A 14,359-nucleotide genomic window follows, 5' to 3' on the forward strand; every position below is an offset into this window, starting at 1 on the left:
TCCAATAGGCGAAACCCCGGGTTTCGCCTGTTTCGTTTCTGATGACCTGCTAACTGCGGAAATTGCCCCATGACCACTCCCACCGCCCTCAGCCTGAAGAAAATCTACTCGGGCAAGGTTCGCGACCTCTACGAGATCGACGAAAAACGCATGCTCATGGTCGCCACCGATCGCCTTTCGGCGTTCGACGTGATCCTCGCCGAGCCGATTCCGGAGAAGGGCAAGATCCTCACCGCCATCTCCAACTTCTGGTTCGACAAGCTCAAGGACCTGGTGCCCAACCATTTCACCGGTGACAGGGTCGAGGACGTGGTGCCGGCTGCCGAACTGCCGCTGGTCGAAGGACGAGCGGTGGTGGCCAAGCGCCTCAAGCCGGTCGCGGTGGAGGCCATCGTGCGCGGTTACATCGCCGGTTCGGGCTGGAAGGAATACCAGAAGAGCGGCACCGTTTGCGGCATCCAGTTGCCGGCCGGGTTGAAGGAGGCGGCCAAGCTGCCGCAACCGATCTTCACCCCGTCGACCAAGGCGGCCGTCGGCGATCACGACGAGAACATCTCCTTCGAGCAGTGCGAAGCCATCGTCGGCAAGGAACTGGCGGCCAAGGTGCGCGACGTCTCCATCGCGCTGTACAGCGCGGCGGTCGAATACGCCGCCACCCGCGGCATCATCATCGCCGACACCAAGTTCGAGTTCGGCCTCGACGAAGACGGCACCCTGACCTTGATGGACGAGGTGCTGACGCCCGATTCGAGCCGCTTCTGGCCGGCCGACAGCTACGAAGAGGGCAAGAACCCGCCGAGCTTCGACAAGCAGTTCGTCCGCGACTGGCTGGAGTCCACCGGCTGGAACAAGCAGCCACCCGCGCCCGCGGTGCCCGCTGACGTCGCGCAGAAGACCGCCGACAAATACCGCGAGGCGCTGAGCCGCCTGACCACCTGAATGACCGGTGGCTGCAACATGCTGAAAAGCTGAAAAAATGTATGCGGTTGGGGTTCGACAAAGCCCGCTGAACTGCTATCATGCGCGCCGCTGGAGAGATGCCGGAGTGGCCGAACGGGACGGATTCGAAATCCGTTGTACCCTCGCGGGTACCTAGGGTTCAAATCCCTATCTCTCCGCCATTACATGAAACACGAAGCCCCTGATTTCAAAGCAGAGATCAGGGGCTTCGTCGTTTCTGGGTGGGCACTAACCCTCTCCGCCTATTCCGAGGTGACGGCTGAGATCGGTCAACGCCAGATATCGATACCCAAGCCTGTGTCGCCTTTTCAGCCCTTCCAGGCCGACGCGCGGATCACGCTGCAGAAGTTGCCTCGGTGGAAATGCGGTTCCTTGTCGTGAATCACATCGGCCTTCACGTTACCGAATGTGGTTTCGGGCTTGTGCCTGATGCCGTCGTAGAAGGCCTGGATAATGTCCTCCTTGAAATGCTTGGTACGTGGATGTACGCGCACCACGGCTTCACGGTCGATATCGACGAAGCTGTCGTAACGAATGCCGAGCACGTCCATTTCCACCCCTGCCGTCAGCAAGGCGATCTCAGATGCCATGAACTCGGGGATGCCAGGGGTCGTATGCAGGGCGATGGCGGTCCAGACCTTCTCGACCTCGCGCTCGCCTATGCCGCGGCTGCGCAGGAAATCGGCAGCCGCATTGGCACCATCGACTTCGAAACGCTTGTCATGGCTGCTGTGCGCATGGGTCAACCCCATGTCGTGGAACATGGCGCCGGCATAGAGCAGCTCCGGGTCGTAGCGCAACCCGCGTTGCCGACCCGCCAGCGAGGCCCAGTAATAGACGCGACTGGAGTGATGGAACAGCAACGGTGATTCGGTATCGCGTACCAGCTCGGTGATTTCATGGGCCAGCTTGCTATCGGGAATGGTGATGTCGCCAAGAGTGAAGTGCATGGTCGACTCCTGTTCGGTGGAGGGGTTGTCTCGAGTTTATGGAGGCAGCAGAATGTCCTCAATCATCGTTAAGCGACGAAATGAGCCATTTGCGAACATTCCGGACGTCCGCCATGCCTGCATCACGAAATATCGGTCTCCTGGGTATCGAAGGGGTCCAGTTGCTGGACATATCGGGCCCGCTCGACGTCTTCGCCGAAGCCAACGTGCAAGCCGGCGCCGAGATCTATCACCTGCATGTGGTAGCGCTGCGACGTGGTCCAGTGCGGGCGTCATCAGGCGCGAGACTGTTGCCGGACATCGTGATCGAGGACGATCCGAAAGCAGCGCGCTTGCCCAGGTTCCACACGTTACTGGTTGCCGGTGCGCCGCATGTGGGCGACGCTACAGCCGAACCGCTGGTGCTCGATTGGATCCGGCGAACGGCCCCTTTGGCTCGGCGCTTCGGCTCGGTCTGCAGCGGCGCATTCCTTCTAGCGGAGGCCGGCTTGCTCGATGGCCATCGCATCACGACCCACTGGGCTGTGGCCGACGCACTGGCGGCACGCTATCCCGAGGTGAAGGTGGACGCCGATGCAATCCATGTACGCGACGGCAAGCTGCACACGGCGGCGGGTGTCACCGCGGGGATGGACCTGGCGCTGGCGCTCGTCGAGGAAGATCTTGGCCGTGACATCGCTCTCAAGGTCGCCAGCCAACTGGTGATGTACTTCAAGCGCCCCGGCGGCCAGGCGCAGTTCAGCCGACGTGAAGCCCCCGCGGCAGCGAATCGCTCAGCATTGCAGGAACTGCAGCGCTGGGTCGCGGCGCATCCAGCGCAATCGCACGATGTACAGAGCCTGGCGGCGCGGATCGGTGTCAGCCCGCGTCACCTGTCGCGACTCTTTCGCGACGAGGTGGGCGTAACGCCTGCAAGCTGGGTAGAAGCGGCGCGAGTCTCGGCGGCGAGGCTCTTGCTCGAAGAGGGAAACCTCGCACCCAAGCAGGTGGCAGGGGCGTGCGGCTTTTCCAGCGTCGATACCTTGCGACGGGCATTCATGCGCGTCGTGGGAGTAACGCCGGCGGAGTATCGCAAGCAATATGCCTCGGCGCTGGAGTGAGGGATGCCACTGCTCGGCACTGAACTGCCCGACCCAGTGGAATTCGGGGCGTGCGGTATGATGGCCGCGACGGTTGCGGCCGAACCGTCGCTATCCGCCCAGAAGCTGCTATTGGCCAAGCGGTCGTGATCTCCCGGTTCAGGCAATGGCAGCCGCCGGCGTGTTGCGGAAACTGATCGCCATGCGGTTATAGGCATTCATCAAGCTAACCGCGATCGTCAGGTCCACCAATTCTTTCTCGCTGAACGCTGCCCTCGCTGCCTGGTAGTCCGCGTCGGGAACGCCCGTGGCAGAAACGCGTGTCACCGTCTCCGCCCAGGCGAGCGCTGCGCGTTCCTGCGTAGTGAACAGCTCTCCGGCTTCGCTCCAGGCCTGGACCAGCGCGATCTTCTCGACTTTCACGCCCTTGTTCAGCAAATCTCGTGTGTGCATGTCGAGGCAATAGGCGCAGTTATTGATTTGCGATATGCGCAGGTACATCAGTTCCACCAACTCGCCCGGCAAACCGCTTTGGAGAACGTAGCCATATACCCCGGCGAGGGCCTTCGCACCGCCCGGTGCAACTTGGTTGTAGTCGATTCGTTGTGTCATTTTCGGTTCCTTGTTCGATCCTGTGAGTCACTTCGTCGGCGTGGTCAGTTCTTTGTCTTCGGTGTCGACGACGAACACGGCCAATAACTTTGCCGGTTCTGTTTTGCTCGCATTGCGGCTGATGGAATGGCTCGCACCCGGCGGCTCCGACCAACTCTGCCCCGTGTTGTAAATGCGTGGCTTGCCGTCGTTGACCTTCGATTCGATAGAGCCGGCCACCACATAGGCATAGATATAGGCCGACTTGGCGTGAACGTGCGAAACGAGGCACTGCCTGGGGGGTATACGACCTCTACTGCTATCAGGGATTTTCCGGGGAGATTAGGGATGGTCTCCTCGAAGTTGGGGATGACCTCATCTAGAGATTGATCCGCCAATGAGGGGTGGCGCAGGCGAATGCCGCGATAGCACATAGTGCTGCAGTGAAGCCATTGGCTCGTTTGGTCATGGACATTGTCCTCTGGGAGGGGGCAGGGCGACTTTAATAGGGCATATTTTCCGGATAAAGTATTTGGAATAGTTTTTTCTTTACGAGTTTTCGGATAATCATGGCGCTCGATCGCTTGGAGGCTATGCGCGCTTTTTGTCGCATCGTCGAGGTAGGCAGCTTCAACAAGGCTGCGGAATCGCTGGGCTTGGCCACCACGACGGTTTCAGGCCAGGTCCAGTCGTTGGAGAAGCTTTTGGGGATCAAACTGCTGCACCGCAGTACCCGCAAGGTTTCGCCTACGACCGAAGGCGCTGCGTACTATGCGCGCGCGGAATGTGATTGACGAGGTAGACGAGCTGGAGGCGTCGGTCTCGCAAAGCCATAACCTTGTCAGGGGGCGGGTTGCGGTCGAAATGCCTTCGCCGGTCGGCATCTTTCTGGTTATTCCCGCGTTGCCCGATTTCGCGGCGAAGTTTCCGGAAATCCGGCTTGATATCGGTTGCAGTGAACGCGTCGTCGGATTAGCGGAAGAAGGCATCGACTGTGCGATCAGGGGCGGGACGTTGGTCGATCTTGATCTGGTATCCAGAGCTATTGGGCAGATGCGATTTTGCTTCTGCGCATCTCCCTCATACCTGGCAACGGCACCTCTGCTCAATCATCCTGGCGACCTGACGCAGCATCGGCATCTGGGATTCAAGTTCCCCGGAACGGGTAGGCGCTTCATTCCAACCTTAACGCGTGGGAATGAAAGCTTCACACTCGACCAGACTCCCTATATGTATTTCAACAATGGCAGCGCAGTTACCGCCGCTGCCGTGGCAGGTCTTGGCATTGCATACTTGCCCAGGGCCGAAATCGAGCATCAACTCCAGGCTGGTGATCTTGTCGAGATTTTTGGCGACTGGCATATGGCAAGCATGCCTATTTCGATCGTTTATCCGTCGACCAGGCATATATCGGCCAAAGTCCGCGCATTCGCCGATTGGATCGCGCTATTGATGGAGTCCGATCCGTTGTGGCGTTTGGACGGATAAGACAGCTAGGCATTTGAGGGCAGGATTCAAGCGGTAGTCGAACCGGCCATGTTTTCCTGATAGGCGCATTACGAAAAAAGCCCAGGCGTGTTCAGGCCCGGGCTACGGTATTGCGTTCGCATCGGATGATATGTGCCAGGACCATTCGGAGATGGTCGATGCGACGGTGTAGGGTTCAGACCGAACCCGCTGGCGCAACGGCAGGAAAGTCCTTCTCGGGATCAAACACGTTATTGAAAAAGTTCGTCAGGGAGTACATGGCCACCAGCGCGACGATCTCCATGACGTTCGCATCCGTGTAGCCGGCATCGCGGACGGCTTTCAGATCGGCATCACCGATCTGGCCGCGGGTCTCGATGATTGTGCGCGCGAACTGGACGGCGGCGTCCCGCTTCGGGTCGCTGGCATGGCCCGTCCGGGCGAGAATGATTTCATCGGCCGGCAGCTTGGCCATATGCTCGGCAGTAAAGCTGTGAACCATCAGGCAGTAGTTGCAGCCATTCACTTCGGACACGGCGAGGCCGATACTGTCACGCGTCTTCACGTCGAGCGCCTTGCTCAGTGAGCCGAGCAGGGTGGTCCATGCGTTGAACGCAATCGGGCTCGCCGCGAAGGTCGCCATCATATTTGGGGTGAACCCGATGTTCTTGGTGAACATATCGAGGGTCGGTTTCGAATCAGCCGGAATCTGTTCCGGTTTCAGCGCTGCAGCTCTTGGCATCGTAGTCTCCGTAAGTTACGGGTTTTCTAAGTAGGGGAAGTCCACGTCGGGAGCGTTCCTCGGCTTATCTCGCATCCAGGTCGTGGGGCGAGGCTGATCAGGCCGTCAAGCGGGAAATATCTGGTGGTTGTCTTCCCCTTGGCTGCCGTCTGCTCGTTCGCCGCGATCATTGCTGCGGTGACACCGCCTAGATCAAGTCCAACACCTCGGCCACCGGGCGGCGCGGCTTCTGCAGCCAGTTCCCCGGACGCTCCGCTCCTACGGACAGCAGCATGACCGGCACCTCGTTCTCGGCCAGGCCGAACTCGCGGTGCACTGCTTCGGCATCGAACCCGATCATCGGTGTCGAGCCCAGGCCCAGCGAGCGGGCCGCATAGATCATCGCTGCCGCGCCGAAGGTGCCGGTGCGTACTGCCTCGTCGCGCTGACGCTGCGGGTATTCCATGTACAGCTGTCTCGCGGGGATTTCCCATTCCGGCACCATCGCTGCTGGCATGACGCCTGCTTCGACCAATGGAGCAAGACGTTCCGGTATTACGCTGGAATCGGCCAGCTGGCCGCAAACGATGAAGGTAAATCGGCGGCTGGTTCCAAGCGATCGGGCTCAGCCGAGCTTTGGCAGCGGCCGTGCGCACGGCGATGAAGCGCCAGTTCTGCAAGTGGAAGGATGTCGGTGCGGCGGTACCGATTCGCACCAGTTCGCGAATCTGGTCGTCGCTCAAGGTGGCAGCGGGGTCGTAATACTTGGCGGCGCTTCGGCTCAAGATACATTCGATGACGGCGTTGATCTGGGGGGCTCCATTGGTCATGGTCATTCCTCTGGGCGAACGGATCGATTACTTCGTAAGGGTCTCCAGTGGGCAGGCGTCGCCCGAGCTTGAGCGCGTGTCCGATATTGCTGCGGAGCGGAGATCCCGTGTCCGGTTTATCGGCTCAGGGGTGGATAGCCATGGGTGTAGATCCAGTCTGACGCTTGTGCCGGCACGTGACAGGACTGACAGTCCTTCCTGTAGTCCGTGGATGTGGTCCTCATGGGATCAGCCGCATCGAACCAGGCCCAGCCCCAACCGTCGCCCCACAGCTTGTTTGCGGGGTATCGGCCGATGTCGTCTTTCACCATGACGAACCAGCCAGCGCGGGTGCCGGCACTGCTTACCGTTCCGGTTGTCATGGGTTGGGTGGTCGTCTTGAACACTTCCTTCACGAGGATGGTGCCATCGGGAAAGTGCCCGGCCTTGCGGTATGCGTCGATGGTTCCGGGAGATGCATAGACCACGTGCATCTCCTTTGAGCCCGGGCCTGCGTCTGCGGCCACCGCCCAGGTACCCAGCATCTGATAAGCGGTCTGATAGTCGGCAGGGACTTTTATATTTCCCTTGTCGTCGACAACGGTTGCAGTCGTTTCGTAGGGTGTGCGCATATCACTCTGCCCGTAGGCAGTGACGATGACCATCATGGACAATCCTGCCAGCGCGACGCCTAGGGCACCGACTATTCTCATGGCACAGTTCCTCGTGTTGGTTGACCGATGACGTTTGCTGACGATTTCACTTGTCAAGCAGCGGGTAGAACTGTGTCCAGACATCATCTTTCTTGGCGCTCGCCATGTGGCAGAACGCGCACTCTTCTTTGGGTTTCGCCTTGGCCGTTGCTGCCTTCGGCTCATGGTGATTGAAGTTGAAGTAACCCCAGCCGCCGGTATCGGCATAGCGCTTGGAGTCTTTGACAGTCACGTCGGCGCCATTCAACTTCCCTGGGAAATAGCCGCGTCCGGAGGCTTCGGTGCGCGATCCATCCGGGTTCTCGCCCGGGATGGTCAGCTGCAGTTCCTTGAAGAAGATCGTTCCCTCCGGGAACTCACCGGTTTTCTTGTAGATTTCGTACGAGCCGGGCTCGATATAGACGTTGTGGAATTCCGGGAAGTTGGCCTTCCCGTCGTTGAGTCCGTTGGGCGTAAGCGGTGAGCCGACGAAGATCCACTCATTGAAATTCTTCGGCAAAAGCAACTCGCCTGATTTCGTGTATTCGGGAAGATAGCGTTCTCTTGCCTGTGCGTTGCCATTATCGGATGGCGACTGGGCGTGTGCGGTTGTCATGGCAAGAGCGCTGGAAATCGCGGTGGCAATCAGTAAGGGAGTACGCATTGGCTTTCTCCTTTCTTCCACGAATAGTTGGAGTTTCATCGTAGTTTTGTATGCGTACTTTTTGGTCTCGAATTGGTTCTGATTCGTCCAGAATTTTTAATCGTATTTGTCGAATTGCATTCATGTTTGGGGTGCTTTCATAATCGTCCTTCTCTTGTTCTGGTCGCTTGAATAATCGCTCATGTCCGAATCGCCCTTATCCGCGCATGTGATCCTGGATCAATTGCTAGCTGTTCTTGATATCGGCGTAACCCATTTCACGGTTTGCGATATACGTAACGGTTGGGGAATGCGCTTCGATTCCTGCAAGACGGCGAGTTTGCATTACTGCCTGGAGGGTGCTGGCACACTGGCGGTTCATGGCGGACCGCCTATTCAACTCGAGCCACACAGTTTCGTACTTCTGCCACCTGGGGTTGCTTACCACCTTGAAAGCGCCTCGATAAAACCGGTGCGGCTTGAATACCGGGCGCGCGTGTGCGGGGTGTCGTCACAGGAATCCGTGCCAACGCTAATCGCCGGCGAAGGCCTGCAAGGCATTACTACGGCGTGCGGTGAGCTTCGTATCGGATTGGCTGGTGGGGTGGATCCTTTCGGCTCACTGGGAAAGCCATTGGTAGTGCACTTTGGCGGCAGCGGCGGATTGCGAGACCAGTTTGTCATGTTGTTGGCTGAGTCGGCCCGGCCAGGCGTCGGCTCGCGTGTTCTGACCGAGGCATTGCTCAAGCAATGCCTGGTACTGGCGCTGCGGCGCTGGATTGAGCGTGATCCCTCGCCATTACCCTGGTTGGCTGCCATGGCGGATACACGACTAAGCCGTGCTTTACTCGCTATTTTTGAGCAGCCTGCCGTCGCCTATACGGTAGACAGTCTCGCGCTGATTGCAGGGATGAGTCGTTCGGCGTTTGCTGCCGCATTCCAGCGCGCCTTCGGGCAATCGCCGATGAGTCTGGTCAAACTGGTGAGGTTGCGTCGTGCCAGTGAGTTATTGATCACGACAGCACTTCCAGTCGCCGAGGTCGCCAAGCGAGCCGGATTTTCCAGCAGAAGTAATTTCTCTCTGGCGTTTAGCCAACTTTACGGCATGGACCCCAGTGGCTTTCGCCGTACGTTTTCGGTGATAGGAAAAAATAGTGGTTTCGAAAAGAGCACGTAGTCGTCGCCAGAACATCGGAAGTTCACCTTCCCGCATAACCAGCCGGTAACGGCGTCATCATCGGTGCTGGCGCTGCTGGTTCTGCTGCCTGCAGAGTCGTTGCCCGAATCCGCGATGTAGCGTTCTCGCGGCGCATCTGGCGTGAACGTACCGATGCATTTCAAAAGCGTTTTATGCGCTTTACGGATAAAGCGCGCCCTCATGGGAGTGCTCGCCGGTAGTGCCTTTTCTACGCTTGGACCCAACGAGCGGCCCGGACTGTTGCCGGGCCGGGATTGACTGGGTACGAGACATGACCGTCTATCTGCATTGCCTATCCCATACCCCGCTCATGGGGCACGTGGACCCCGCCCCGGCGGTACTCGACGAGGTCGATGGCGTCATCGCCGCGGCACGCCAGCGTATCGCTGCGTTCGACCCGGAGTTGGTGATCCTCTTCAGCCCTGACCACTACAACGGCTTTTTCTACGATGTCATGCCGTCGTTCTGCATCGGCATGGCGGCCCACGCCATCGGCGATTTCGGCACTCTCGCCGGAGCGCTGCTGGTACCGCAGGAGCTTGCCGAAAACTGTGCAGCGTCCGTGCTGGACGCCGGGGTGGACAGCGCCGTGTCCTATCGCATGCAGCTCGACCACGGGGCCGCGCAGCCGCTGGAGATGCTGGTGGGTGGCCTGCGCAACGTGCCGGTGATCCCGGTCTTCATCAATTCGCTGGCGACCCCGCTGCCGAGTTTCCAGCGGGCCCGCCTGCTGGGCGAGGCGATCGGGCGCTGGGCAGGCACGCTGGGCAAGCGTGTCCTGCTGCTCGGTTCCGGAGGCTTGTCGCATCAGCCGCCGGTGCCGGAGCTGGCCAAGGTCGAAGGCCTTATGGCGGACCGGCTCAAGGGCAGTGGCCGGCATCTGCCGGCCGATGAGCGCGAAGCACGTACGCAGCGGGTGATTCTCGCGGCGCAGCGGTTCGCCGAAGACCAGCAGTCGCTGCATCCCCTCAATCCCGACTGGGATCAGCACTTCATCACCCTGTTGGAGCAGGGGCGCCTGGGCGAGCTGGATGCCATGAGCAACGCCGAATTGTCGGCCTTGGCGGGCAAGTCCACGCATGAGATCAAGACCTGGGTGGCGGCCTTCGCTGCCTTGTCGATGTATGGCCCTTACCAGACCAGCGACCGTTATTACCGCCCGGTTCCCGAGTGGATTGCCGGTTTCGGCTCGCTGAGCGCGAGTCGGGTCGAGCCAGATTGAAACCGGGAGATATGCCATGAGTCAGTACAGCGAAACCGCCACCAGCCGCTTTGCCCGCATCGAGGATCAGGGCGTCGACCTGAACGTCCATTATCACGACTGCGGCGAGGGCGGCGAGGTGGTGGTGATGCTCCACGGCTCCGGCCCCGGGGCCAGTGGCTGGTCCAACTTCAGTCGCAACGTGGAGCCCCTGGTCGCGGCCGGATTCCGCGTGCTGTTGATGGACTGCCCCGGCTGGAGCAAGAGCGACAGCATCGTCTGCAGCGAATCGCGTTCGGCGCTCAATGCGCGCGTGCTCAAGGGGCTGCTGGATCAATTGGCGATTTCCCGCGCGCATCTGATCGGCAACTCCATGGGTGGCCACAGCGCCGTGGCCTTTGCGCTGGCCTATCCGCAACACATCGACCGCCTGGTGCTGATGGGTGGCGGAACCGGCGGCGCAAGCCCATTCGTGCCGATGCCGACCGAAGGCATCAAGCTGCTGCAGAAGGTGTATCGCGAGCCGACGCGGGAAAATCTGCAGCAGATGATGGACATCTTCGTCTACGACACCCGCGACCTGACGCCGGAACTGATTGCCGGGCGTCTGGAGAACATTCTTCTGCGCCGCGACCATCTGGAGAATTTCACCCAGAGCCTGGCCGTGAATCCGCGCCAGTTCCCCGATGTTTCCATGCGCCTGGGCGAGATCGCCGCGCCAACGCTGGTGATCTGGGGGCGGAACGATCGTTTCGTGCCCATGGATACCGGGTTGCGCCTGGTCGCCGGCATCCCCAACAGCGAACTGCATGTATTCAACAATTGCGGCCACTGGGTGCAGTGGGAGCATGCCGAGCGCTTCAACCGCCTGGTGGCGGATTTCCTCGGCAACTGATCCGGCACCCGATGCCAGCGGGCCGGTGCCGCTCTCGGAAAGAACTCATGGTTCTGTCCCAACTGCGTGTTGCTCGAAGTGTCGAGCTGTTCCGAACGTCCGTAGGAGCGGGCCGTGCCCGCCAAGCTTTGCGCGCCGGAATATTCGCGGGCATGGCCCGCTCCTACAGGGATACGTCTATCCACAACGGCCAACTCGGGCAGGCTCCAACTTATTGCGCTGGCGGGATAACGCCGTAGCTGGCGGGAGCGCCGCCGGCGGCGAGCGTTTCCTAGCATCGGCATCAACAGGTTTCGCGTCTCCGGCGGTCGGGCTTGCCTGCTGCGGGAGCGATGCGGTGAACACGAGGTGAATATGAGCGTGACCCAGGACATTCTCGAACAATTGGCTGCGGCCCTGCGCGCGGCCGAGTGTAGCGGCGAGGCGATCACGCCGCTGCGTGAGCGCATAGGGGAGGATGCCGGCGAGGCGGCCTATGCCATTCAGCGCCTGAACGTGGCCCATGCCGAGGCCGCCGGCCGGCGCGTGGTGGGCCGCAAGATCGGCCTGACCAACCCCAAGGTGCAGGCACAGCTGGGCGTGGACCAGCCGGATTTCGGCACCCTGTTCGCCGACATGTGCTATGGCGACAACGAGACCGTGCCCTTCGGTCGGGTGATGCAGCCGAAGATCGAGGCCGAGATCGCGCTGATCCTGCACCGCGACCTGCCCCGGGCCGATACCACCTTCGCCGAGCTGCTGGAGGCCACCGGTTGGGTCCTGCCGTCATTGGAGATCGTCGGTTCGCGGGTACAGGGCTGGAATATCCGTTTCGTCGATACCGTGGCCGACAACGCTTCCAGCGGCTGCTTCGTGCTGGGGGGGCCGGCGTTGCCGGTAGCGGGCGTCGATCTGCGCAAGGCGAGCATGAGCATGACCCGCAACGGCGAGCTGGTCTGCACCGGTAGCGGCGCCGAATGCCTGGGGCATCCGCTCAACGCCGCCGTCTGGCTGGCACGCACCATGGCCCGCCTGGGCCAGCCGCTGCGCGCCGGCGACATCGTACTCACCGGTGCCCTGGGACCGATGGTCGGGGTTAATCCGGGTGATCGTTTCGAGGCTGTGATCGAGGGCGTCGGCCAGGTCGCAGCGACTTTCTCCGCCGAGTGATCGGCAAGCCCTACAGCAAAGAGCATCTTCATGAACAAACTCAAGGTTGCCATCGTCGGTTCCGGCAATATCGGCACCGACCTGATGATCAAGATCATGCGCCATGGCCGGCACCTGGAAATGGCTGCCATGGTCGGTATCGATCCCGACTCCGACGGCCTGGCCCGGGCGCAGCGCCTGGGCGTGGCCACCACCCACGAAGGCGTGGAAGGCCTGGCGCGGCTGGAGGTGTTCGCGGACATCGACTTCGTCTTCGATGCGACCTCCGCCTCGGCTCACGTGAAGAACGATGCCTTCCTGCGCGCGATCAAGCCGGGCATCCGCCTGATCGACCTGACGCCGGCGGCCATCGGCCCGTACTGCGTGCCGGTGGTCAACGGCGAGGCACACGTCGACCGGCTCAACGTCAACATGGTCACCTGCGGTGGCCAGGCGACCATCCCGATGGTCGCCGCGGTGTCCCGCGTGGCCAGGGTGCACTACGCCGAGATCGTCGCCTCCATCGCCTCGAAGTCGGCAGGCCCAGGCACCCGCGCCAACATCGACGAATTCACCGAGACCACCTCCAAGGCCATCGAAGTGATCGGGGGGGCGGCCAAGGGCAAGGCGATCATCGTCATGAACCCGGCCGAGCCCCCGCTGATCATGCGCGACACCGTGTTCGTGCTGTCCGAGGCGGTCGACCAGGCGGCGGTCGAGGCTTCCATCGAGGAGATGGCCAGGGCGGTACAGGCCTACGTGCCGGGCTATCGCCTGAAGCAGAAGGTGCAATTCGACGTGATTCCCGAGTGCGCGCCGCTGAACATCCCGGGCCATGGGCGCTTTTCCGGCCTGAAGACCTCCGTGTTCCTCGAAGTGGAGGGCGCGGCCCACTACCTGCCAGCCTATGCCGGCAACCTCGACATCATGACCTCTGCCGGCCTGGCCACCGCCGAGCGGATGGCCGCACGAATGCTGAATGCCGAGGGCTAAGGACATGAGCATGACCGACAAGAAACTCTACATTTCCGACGTGACCCTACGCGATGGCAGCCATGCGATCCGCCACCAGTACTCGATCCGGAACGTGCAGGACATCGCCCGTGCGCTGGACGAGGCGAAGGTGGATTCCATCGAAGTGACCCATGGCGATGGCCTGCAGGGCTCGAGCTTCAACTACGGTTTCGGCGCCCATTCGGACCTCGAATGGATCGAGGCGGCGGCCGACGTGGTCCGGCACGCCCGGCTGACCGTCCTGCTGTTGCCGGGTATCGGCACCGTGCACGACCTCAAGGCCGCCTATGACGCCGGCGCGCGTTCGGTACGCGTGGCCACCCACTGTACCGAGGCCGACGTTTCCAGGCAGCACATCGAATATGCCCGCAACCTGGGCATGGACACCGTGGGCTTTCTGATGATGAGCCACATGATCCCGGCCGAGGCACTGGCTCGCCAGGGCAAGCTGATGGAGGACTACGGCGCCCAGTGCGTCTACATGGCCGATTCCGGCGGGGCGATGAACATGAACGACGTGCGCGATCGCATGCGCGCGTTCAAGGCGGTGCTGAACCCGGAAACCCAGACCGGCATGCACGCGCATCACAACCTGAGCCTGGGCGTGGCCAACTCCATCGTCGCGGTGGAAGAGGGCTGCGACCGCATCGATGCGAGCCTGGCCGGCATGGGCGCCGGGGCCGGCAACGCGCCGCTGGAAGTGTTCATCGCCGCCGCCGAGCGCCTGGGCTGGAACCACGGCACCGACCTGTATCGCCTGATGGATGCGGCCGACGACCTGGTGCGTCCGCTGCAGGACCGCCCGGTGCGAGTCGATCGCGAGACGCTGGGGCTCGGTTATGCCGGTGTGTACTCCAGCTTCCTGCGCCACGCCGAAGTCGCGGCCGCCAAGTACGGGCTCAAGACGCTCGACATCCTGGTCGAGCTGGGCAGGCGCCGCATGGTCGGCGGGCAGGAAGACATGATCGTCGATGTCGCGTTGGACCTGCTCGAGCAGCGGTCCTGACGAGA

The 14,359-nt window shown here is 61.2% G+C and carries 17 protein-coding genes, 1 tRNA gene and 1 pseudogene; 11 read left to right on the top strand and 8 right to left on the bottom strand.

The window, feature by feature from the left end; translation table 11 throughout:
* The first annotated feature begins 69 nt into the window (after positions 1-69).
* Both CXK94_RS15025 and CXK94_RS15030 read left to right on the top strand, forming a co-directional pair.
* Positions 70-939 carry a phosphoribosylaminoimidazolesuccinocarboxamide synthase gene (locus tag CXK94_RS15025; RefSeq protein WP_102894959.1) on the top strand — a complete coding sequence of 290 codons (870 nt, stop codon included), beginning with the start codon at positions 70-72 and terminating at the stop codon, positions 937-939.
* A gap of 92 nt (positions 940-1,031) precedes the next feature.
* Positions 1,032-1,121: transfer RNA gene (locus CXK94_RS15030), tRNA-Ser, on the top strand.
* Between the two features lie 147 nt (positions 1,122-1,268).
* Here CXK94_RS15030 and CXK94_RS15035 read toward each other — a convergent pair.
* The gene (locus CXK94_RS15035) at positions 1,269-1,910 is read right to left on the bottom strand and encodes an HD domain-containing protein (protein ID WP_102894960.1); all 642 of its coding nucleotides are present in this window, start codon (positions 1,908-1,910) and stop codon (positions 1,269-1,271) included.
* A gap of 113 nt (positions 1,911-2,023) precedes the next feature.
* Here CXK94_RS15035 and CXK94_RS15040 point away from each other — a divergent pair, with 113 nt between their 5' ends.
* Complete coding sequence (locus CXK94_RS15040; RefSeq protein ID WP_102894961.1) at positions 2,024-3,010, top strand: GlxA family transcriptional regulator; 987 nt, start codon at positions 2,024-2,026, stop codon at positions 3,008-3,010.
* 138 nt (positions 3,011-3,148) lie between these two features.
* Here the strand turns inward: CXK94_RS15040 and CXK94_RS15045 are convergent, their stop codons facing one another.
* Positions 3,149-3,601, bottom strand: coding sequence for a carboxymuconolactone decarboxylase family protein (locus CXK94_RS15045; RefSeq protein ID WP_037038321.1), 453 nt, complete (start codon positions 3,599-3,601; stop codon positions 3,149-3,151).
* A 27-nt stretch (positions 3,602-3,628) separates the two neighbouring features.
* Complete coding sequence (locus CXK94_RS22660) at positions 3,629-3,910, bottom strand: cupin domain-containing protein (RefSeq protein WP_336436166.1); 282 nt, start codon at positions 3,908-3,910, stop codon at positions 3,629-3,631.
* Positions 3,911-4,149: 239 nt separating this feature from the next.
* Here CXK94_RS22660 and CXK94_RS22665 point away from each other — a divergent pair, with 239 nt between their 5' ends.
* Both CXK94_RS22665 and CXK94_RS15055 read left to right on the top strand, forming a co-directional pair.
* Positions 4,150-4,374 carry a LysR family transcriptional regulator gene (locus tag CXK94_RS22665; protein WP_256046045.1) on the top strand — a complete coding sequence of 75 codons (225 nt, stop codon included), beginning with the start codon at positions 4,150-4,152 and terminating at the stop codon, positions 4,372-4,374.
* Positions 4,367-5,068: a LysR substrate-binding domain-containing protein gene (locus CXK94_RS15055; RefSeq protein ID WP_256046044.1), complete on the top strand. Its 702-nt coding sequence runs from the start codon at positions 4,367-4,369 to the stop codon at positions 5,066-5,068. The genes CXK94_RS22665 and CXK94_RS15055 overlap by 8 nt, the downstream gene beginning before the upstream one ends.
* 175 nt (positions 5,069-5,243) lie before the next feature.
* Here the strand turns inward: CXK94_RS15055 and CXK94_RS15060 are convergent, their stop codons facing one another.
* The 5 genes and pseudogenes from CXK94_RS15060 to CXK94_RS15075 all read right to left on the bottom strand — a co-directional run bounded on the left by CXK94_RS15060 (position 5,244) and on the right by CXK94_RS15075 (position 7,933).
* Positions 5,244-5,789, bottom strand: coding sequence for a carboxymuconolactone decarboxylase family protein (locus CXK94_RS15060; protein WP_102894962.1), 546 nt, complete (start codon positions 5,787-5,789; stop codon positions 5,244-5,246).
* A 187-nt stretch (positions 5,790-5,976) separates the two neighbouring features.
* On the bottom strand, positions 5,977-6,285 hold the full coding sequence (locus CXK94_RS22670) for a nitroreductase family protein (RefSeq protein ID WP_256046042.1): 309 nt from the start codon (positions 6,283-6,285) through the stop codon (positions 5,977-5,979).
* Positions 6,286-6,424: 139 nt separating this feature from the next.
* Positions 6,425-6,604, bottom strand: a pseudogene (locus tag CXK94_RS22675) (nitroreductase family protein); the annotation flags it as partial.
* Positions 6,605-6,714: 110 nt separating this feature from the next.
* On the bottom strand, positions 6,715-7,245 hold the full coding sequence (locus CXK94_RS15070) for a cytochrome P460 family protein (protein WP_256046041.1): 531 nt from the start codon (positions 7,243-7,245) through the stop codon (positions 6,715-6,717).
* A gap of 91 nt (positions 7,246-7,336) precedes the next feature.
* Positions 7,337-7,933, bottom strand: coding sequence for a cytochrome P460 family protein (locus CXK94_RS15075; RefSeq protein ID WP_102894964.1), 597 nt, complete (start codon positions 7,931-7,933; stop codon positions 7,337-7,339).
* A gap of 181 nt (positions 7,934-8,114) precedes the next feature.
* Here CXK94_RS15075 and CXK94_RS15080 point away from each other — a divergent pair, with 181 nt between their 5' ends.
* From CXK94_RS15080 to dmpG, 6 genes are all read left to right on the top strand, one after another.
* Entirely contained in the window at positions 8,115-9,089 is a 975-nt protein-coding gene (locus CXK94_RS15080; protein ID WP_102894965.1) for an AraC family transcriptional regulator, read from the top strand.
* A gap of 292 nt (positions 9,090-9,381) precedes the next feature.
* The gene (gene mhpB, locus CXK94_RS15085) at positions 9,382-10,332 is read left to right on the top strand and encodes a 3-carboxyethylcatechol 2,3-dioxygenase (protein ID WP_037040644.1); all 951 of its coding nucleotides are present in this window, start codon (positions 9,382-9,384) and stop codon (positions 10,330-10,332) included.
* 16 nt (positions 10,333-10,348) lie between these two features.
* Positions 10,349-11,206: an alpha/beta fold hydrolase gene (locus tag CXK94_RS15090; protein ID WP_102894966.1), complete on the top strand. Its 858-nt coding sequence runs from the start codon at positions 10,349-10,351 to the stop codon at positions 11,204-11,206.
* Positions 11,207-11,560: 354 nt separating this feature from the next.
* Positions 11,561-12,355 carry a 2-keto-4-pentenoate hydratase gene (gene mhpD / locus CXK94_RS15095; protein ID WP_037040649.1) on the top strand — a complete coding sequence of 265 codons (795 nt, stop codon included), beginning with the start codon at positions 11,561-11,563 and terminating at the stop codon, positions 12,353-12,355.
* Positions 12,356-12,385: 30 nt separating this feature from the next.
* On the top strand, positions 12,386-13,327 hold the full coding sequence (locus CXK94_RS15100; protein ID WP_037040651.1) for an acetaldehyde dehydrogenase (acetylating): 942 nt from the start codon (positions 12,386-12,388) through the stop codon (positions 13,325-13,327).
* Positions 13,328-13,337: 10 nt separating this feature from the next.
* Positions 13,338-14,354 (top strand): 4-hydroxy-2-oxovalerate aldolase, encoded by a 1,017-nt coding sequence (dmpG, locus tag CXK94_RS15105; RefSeq protein ID WP_102895036.1) that lies wholly within the window; start codon positions 13,338-13,340, stop codon positions 14,352-14,354.
* The last annotated feature ends 5 nt before the right edge of the window (positions 14,355-14,359 follow it).

This window comes from Stutzerimonas stutzeri (genome assembly GCF_002890915.1).
Taxonomy (GTDB): Bacteria; Pseudomonadota; Gammaproteobacteria; order Pseudomonadales; family Pseudomonadaceae; genus Stutzerimonas; species Stutzerimonas stutzeri_AF.

What these genes read in the sequence shown, in the direction of transcription:
- CXK94_RS15025 (WP_102894959.1), top strand. Translation starts at nt 70, where the DNA reads ATGACCACTCCCACCGCCCTCAGCCTGAAGAAAATCTACTCGGGCAAG.
- CXK94_RS15075 (WP_102894964.1), bottom strand. Translation starts at nt 7,933, where the DNA reads ATGCGTACTCCCTTACTGATTGCCACCGCGATTTCCAGCGCTCTTGCC.
- mhpB (WP_037040644.1), top strand. Translation starts at nt 9,382, where the DNA reads ATGACCGTCTATCTGCATTGCCTATCCCATACCCCGCTCATGGGGCAC.
- CXK94_RS15090 (WP_102894966.1), top strand. Translation starts at nt 10,349, where the DNA reads ATGAGTCAGTACAGCGAAACCGCCACCAGCCGCTTTGCCCGCATCGAG.
- CXK94_RS15100 (WP_037040651.1), top strand. Translation starts at nt 12,386, where the DNA reads ATGAACAAACTCAAGGTTGCCATCGTCGGTTCCGGCAATATCGGCACC.
- mhpD (WP_037040649.1), top strand. Translation starts at nt 11,561, where the DNA reads ATGAGCGTGACCCAGGACATTCTCGAACAATTGGCTGCGGCCCTGCGC.
- CXK94_RS15040 (WP_102894961.1), top strand. Translation starts at nt 2,024, where the DNA reads ATGCCTGCATCACGAAATATCGGTCTCCTGGGTATCGAAGGGGTCCAG.
- CXK94_RS15045 (WP_037038321.1), bottom strand. Translation starts at nt 3,601, where the DNA reads ATGACACAACGAATCGACTACAACCAAGTTGCACCGGGCGGTGCGAAG.
- CXK94_RS15035 (WP_102894960.1), bottom strand. Translation starts at nt 1,910, where the DNA reads ATGCACTTCACTCTTGGCGACATCACCATTCCCGATAGCAAGCTGGCC.
- CXK94_RS15060 (WP_102894962.1), bottom strand. Translation starts at nt 5,789, where the DNA reads ATGCCAAGAGCTGCAGCGCTGAAACCGGAACAGATTCCGGCTGATTCG.
- CXK94_RS15080 (WP_102894965.1), top strand. Translation starts at nt 8,115, where the DNA reads ATGTCCGAATCGCCCTTATCCGCGCATGTGATCCTGGATCAATTGCTA.
- CXK94_RS15070 (WP_256046041.1), bottom strand. Translation starts at nt 7,245, where the DNA reads ATGATGGTCATCGTCACTGCCTACGGGCAGAGTGATATGCGCACACCC.
- CXK94_RS22670 (WP_256046042.1), bottom strand. Translation starts at nt 6,285, where the DNA reads ATGCCAGCAGCGATGGTGCCGGAATGGGAAATCCCCGCGAGACAGCTG.
- CXK94_RS22665 (WP_256046045.1), top strand. Translation starts at nt 4,150, where the DNA reads ATGGCGCTCGATCGCTTGGAGGCTATGCGCGCTTTTTGTCGCATCGTC.
- dmpG (WP_102895036.1), top strand. Translation starts at nt 13,338, where the DNA reads ATGACCGACAAGAAACTCTACATTTCCGACGTGACCCTACGCGATGGC.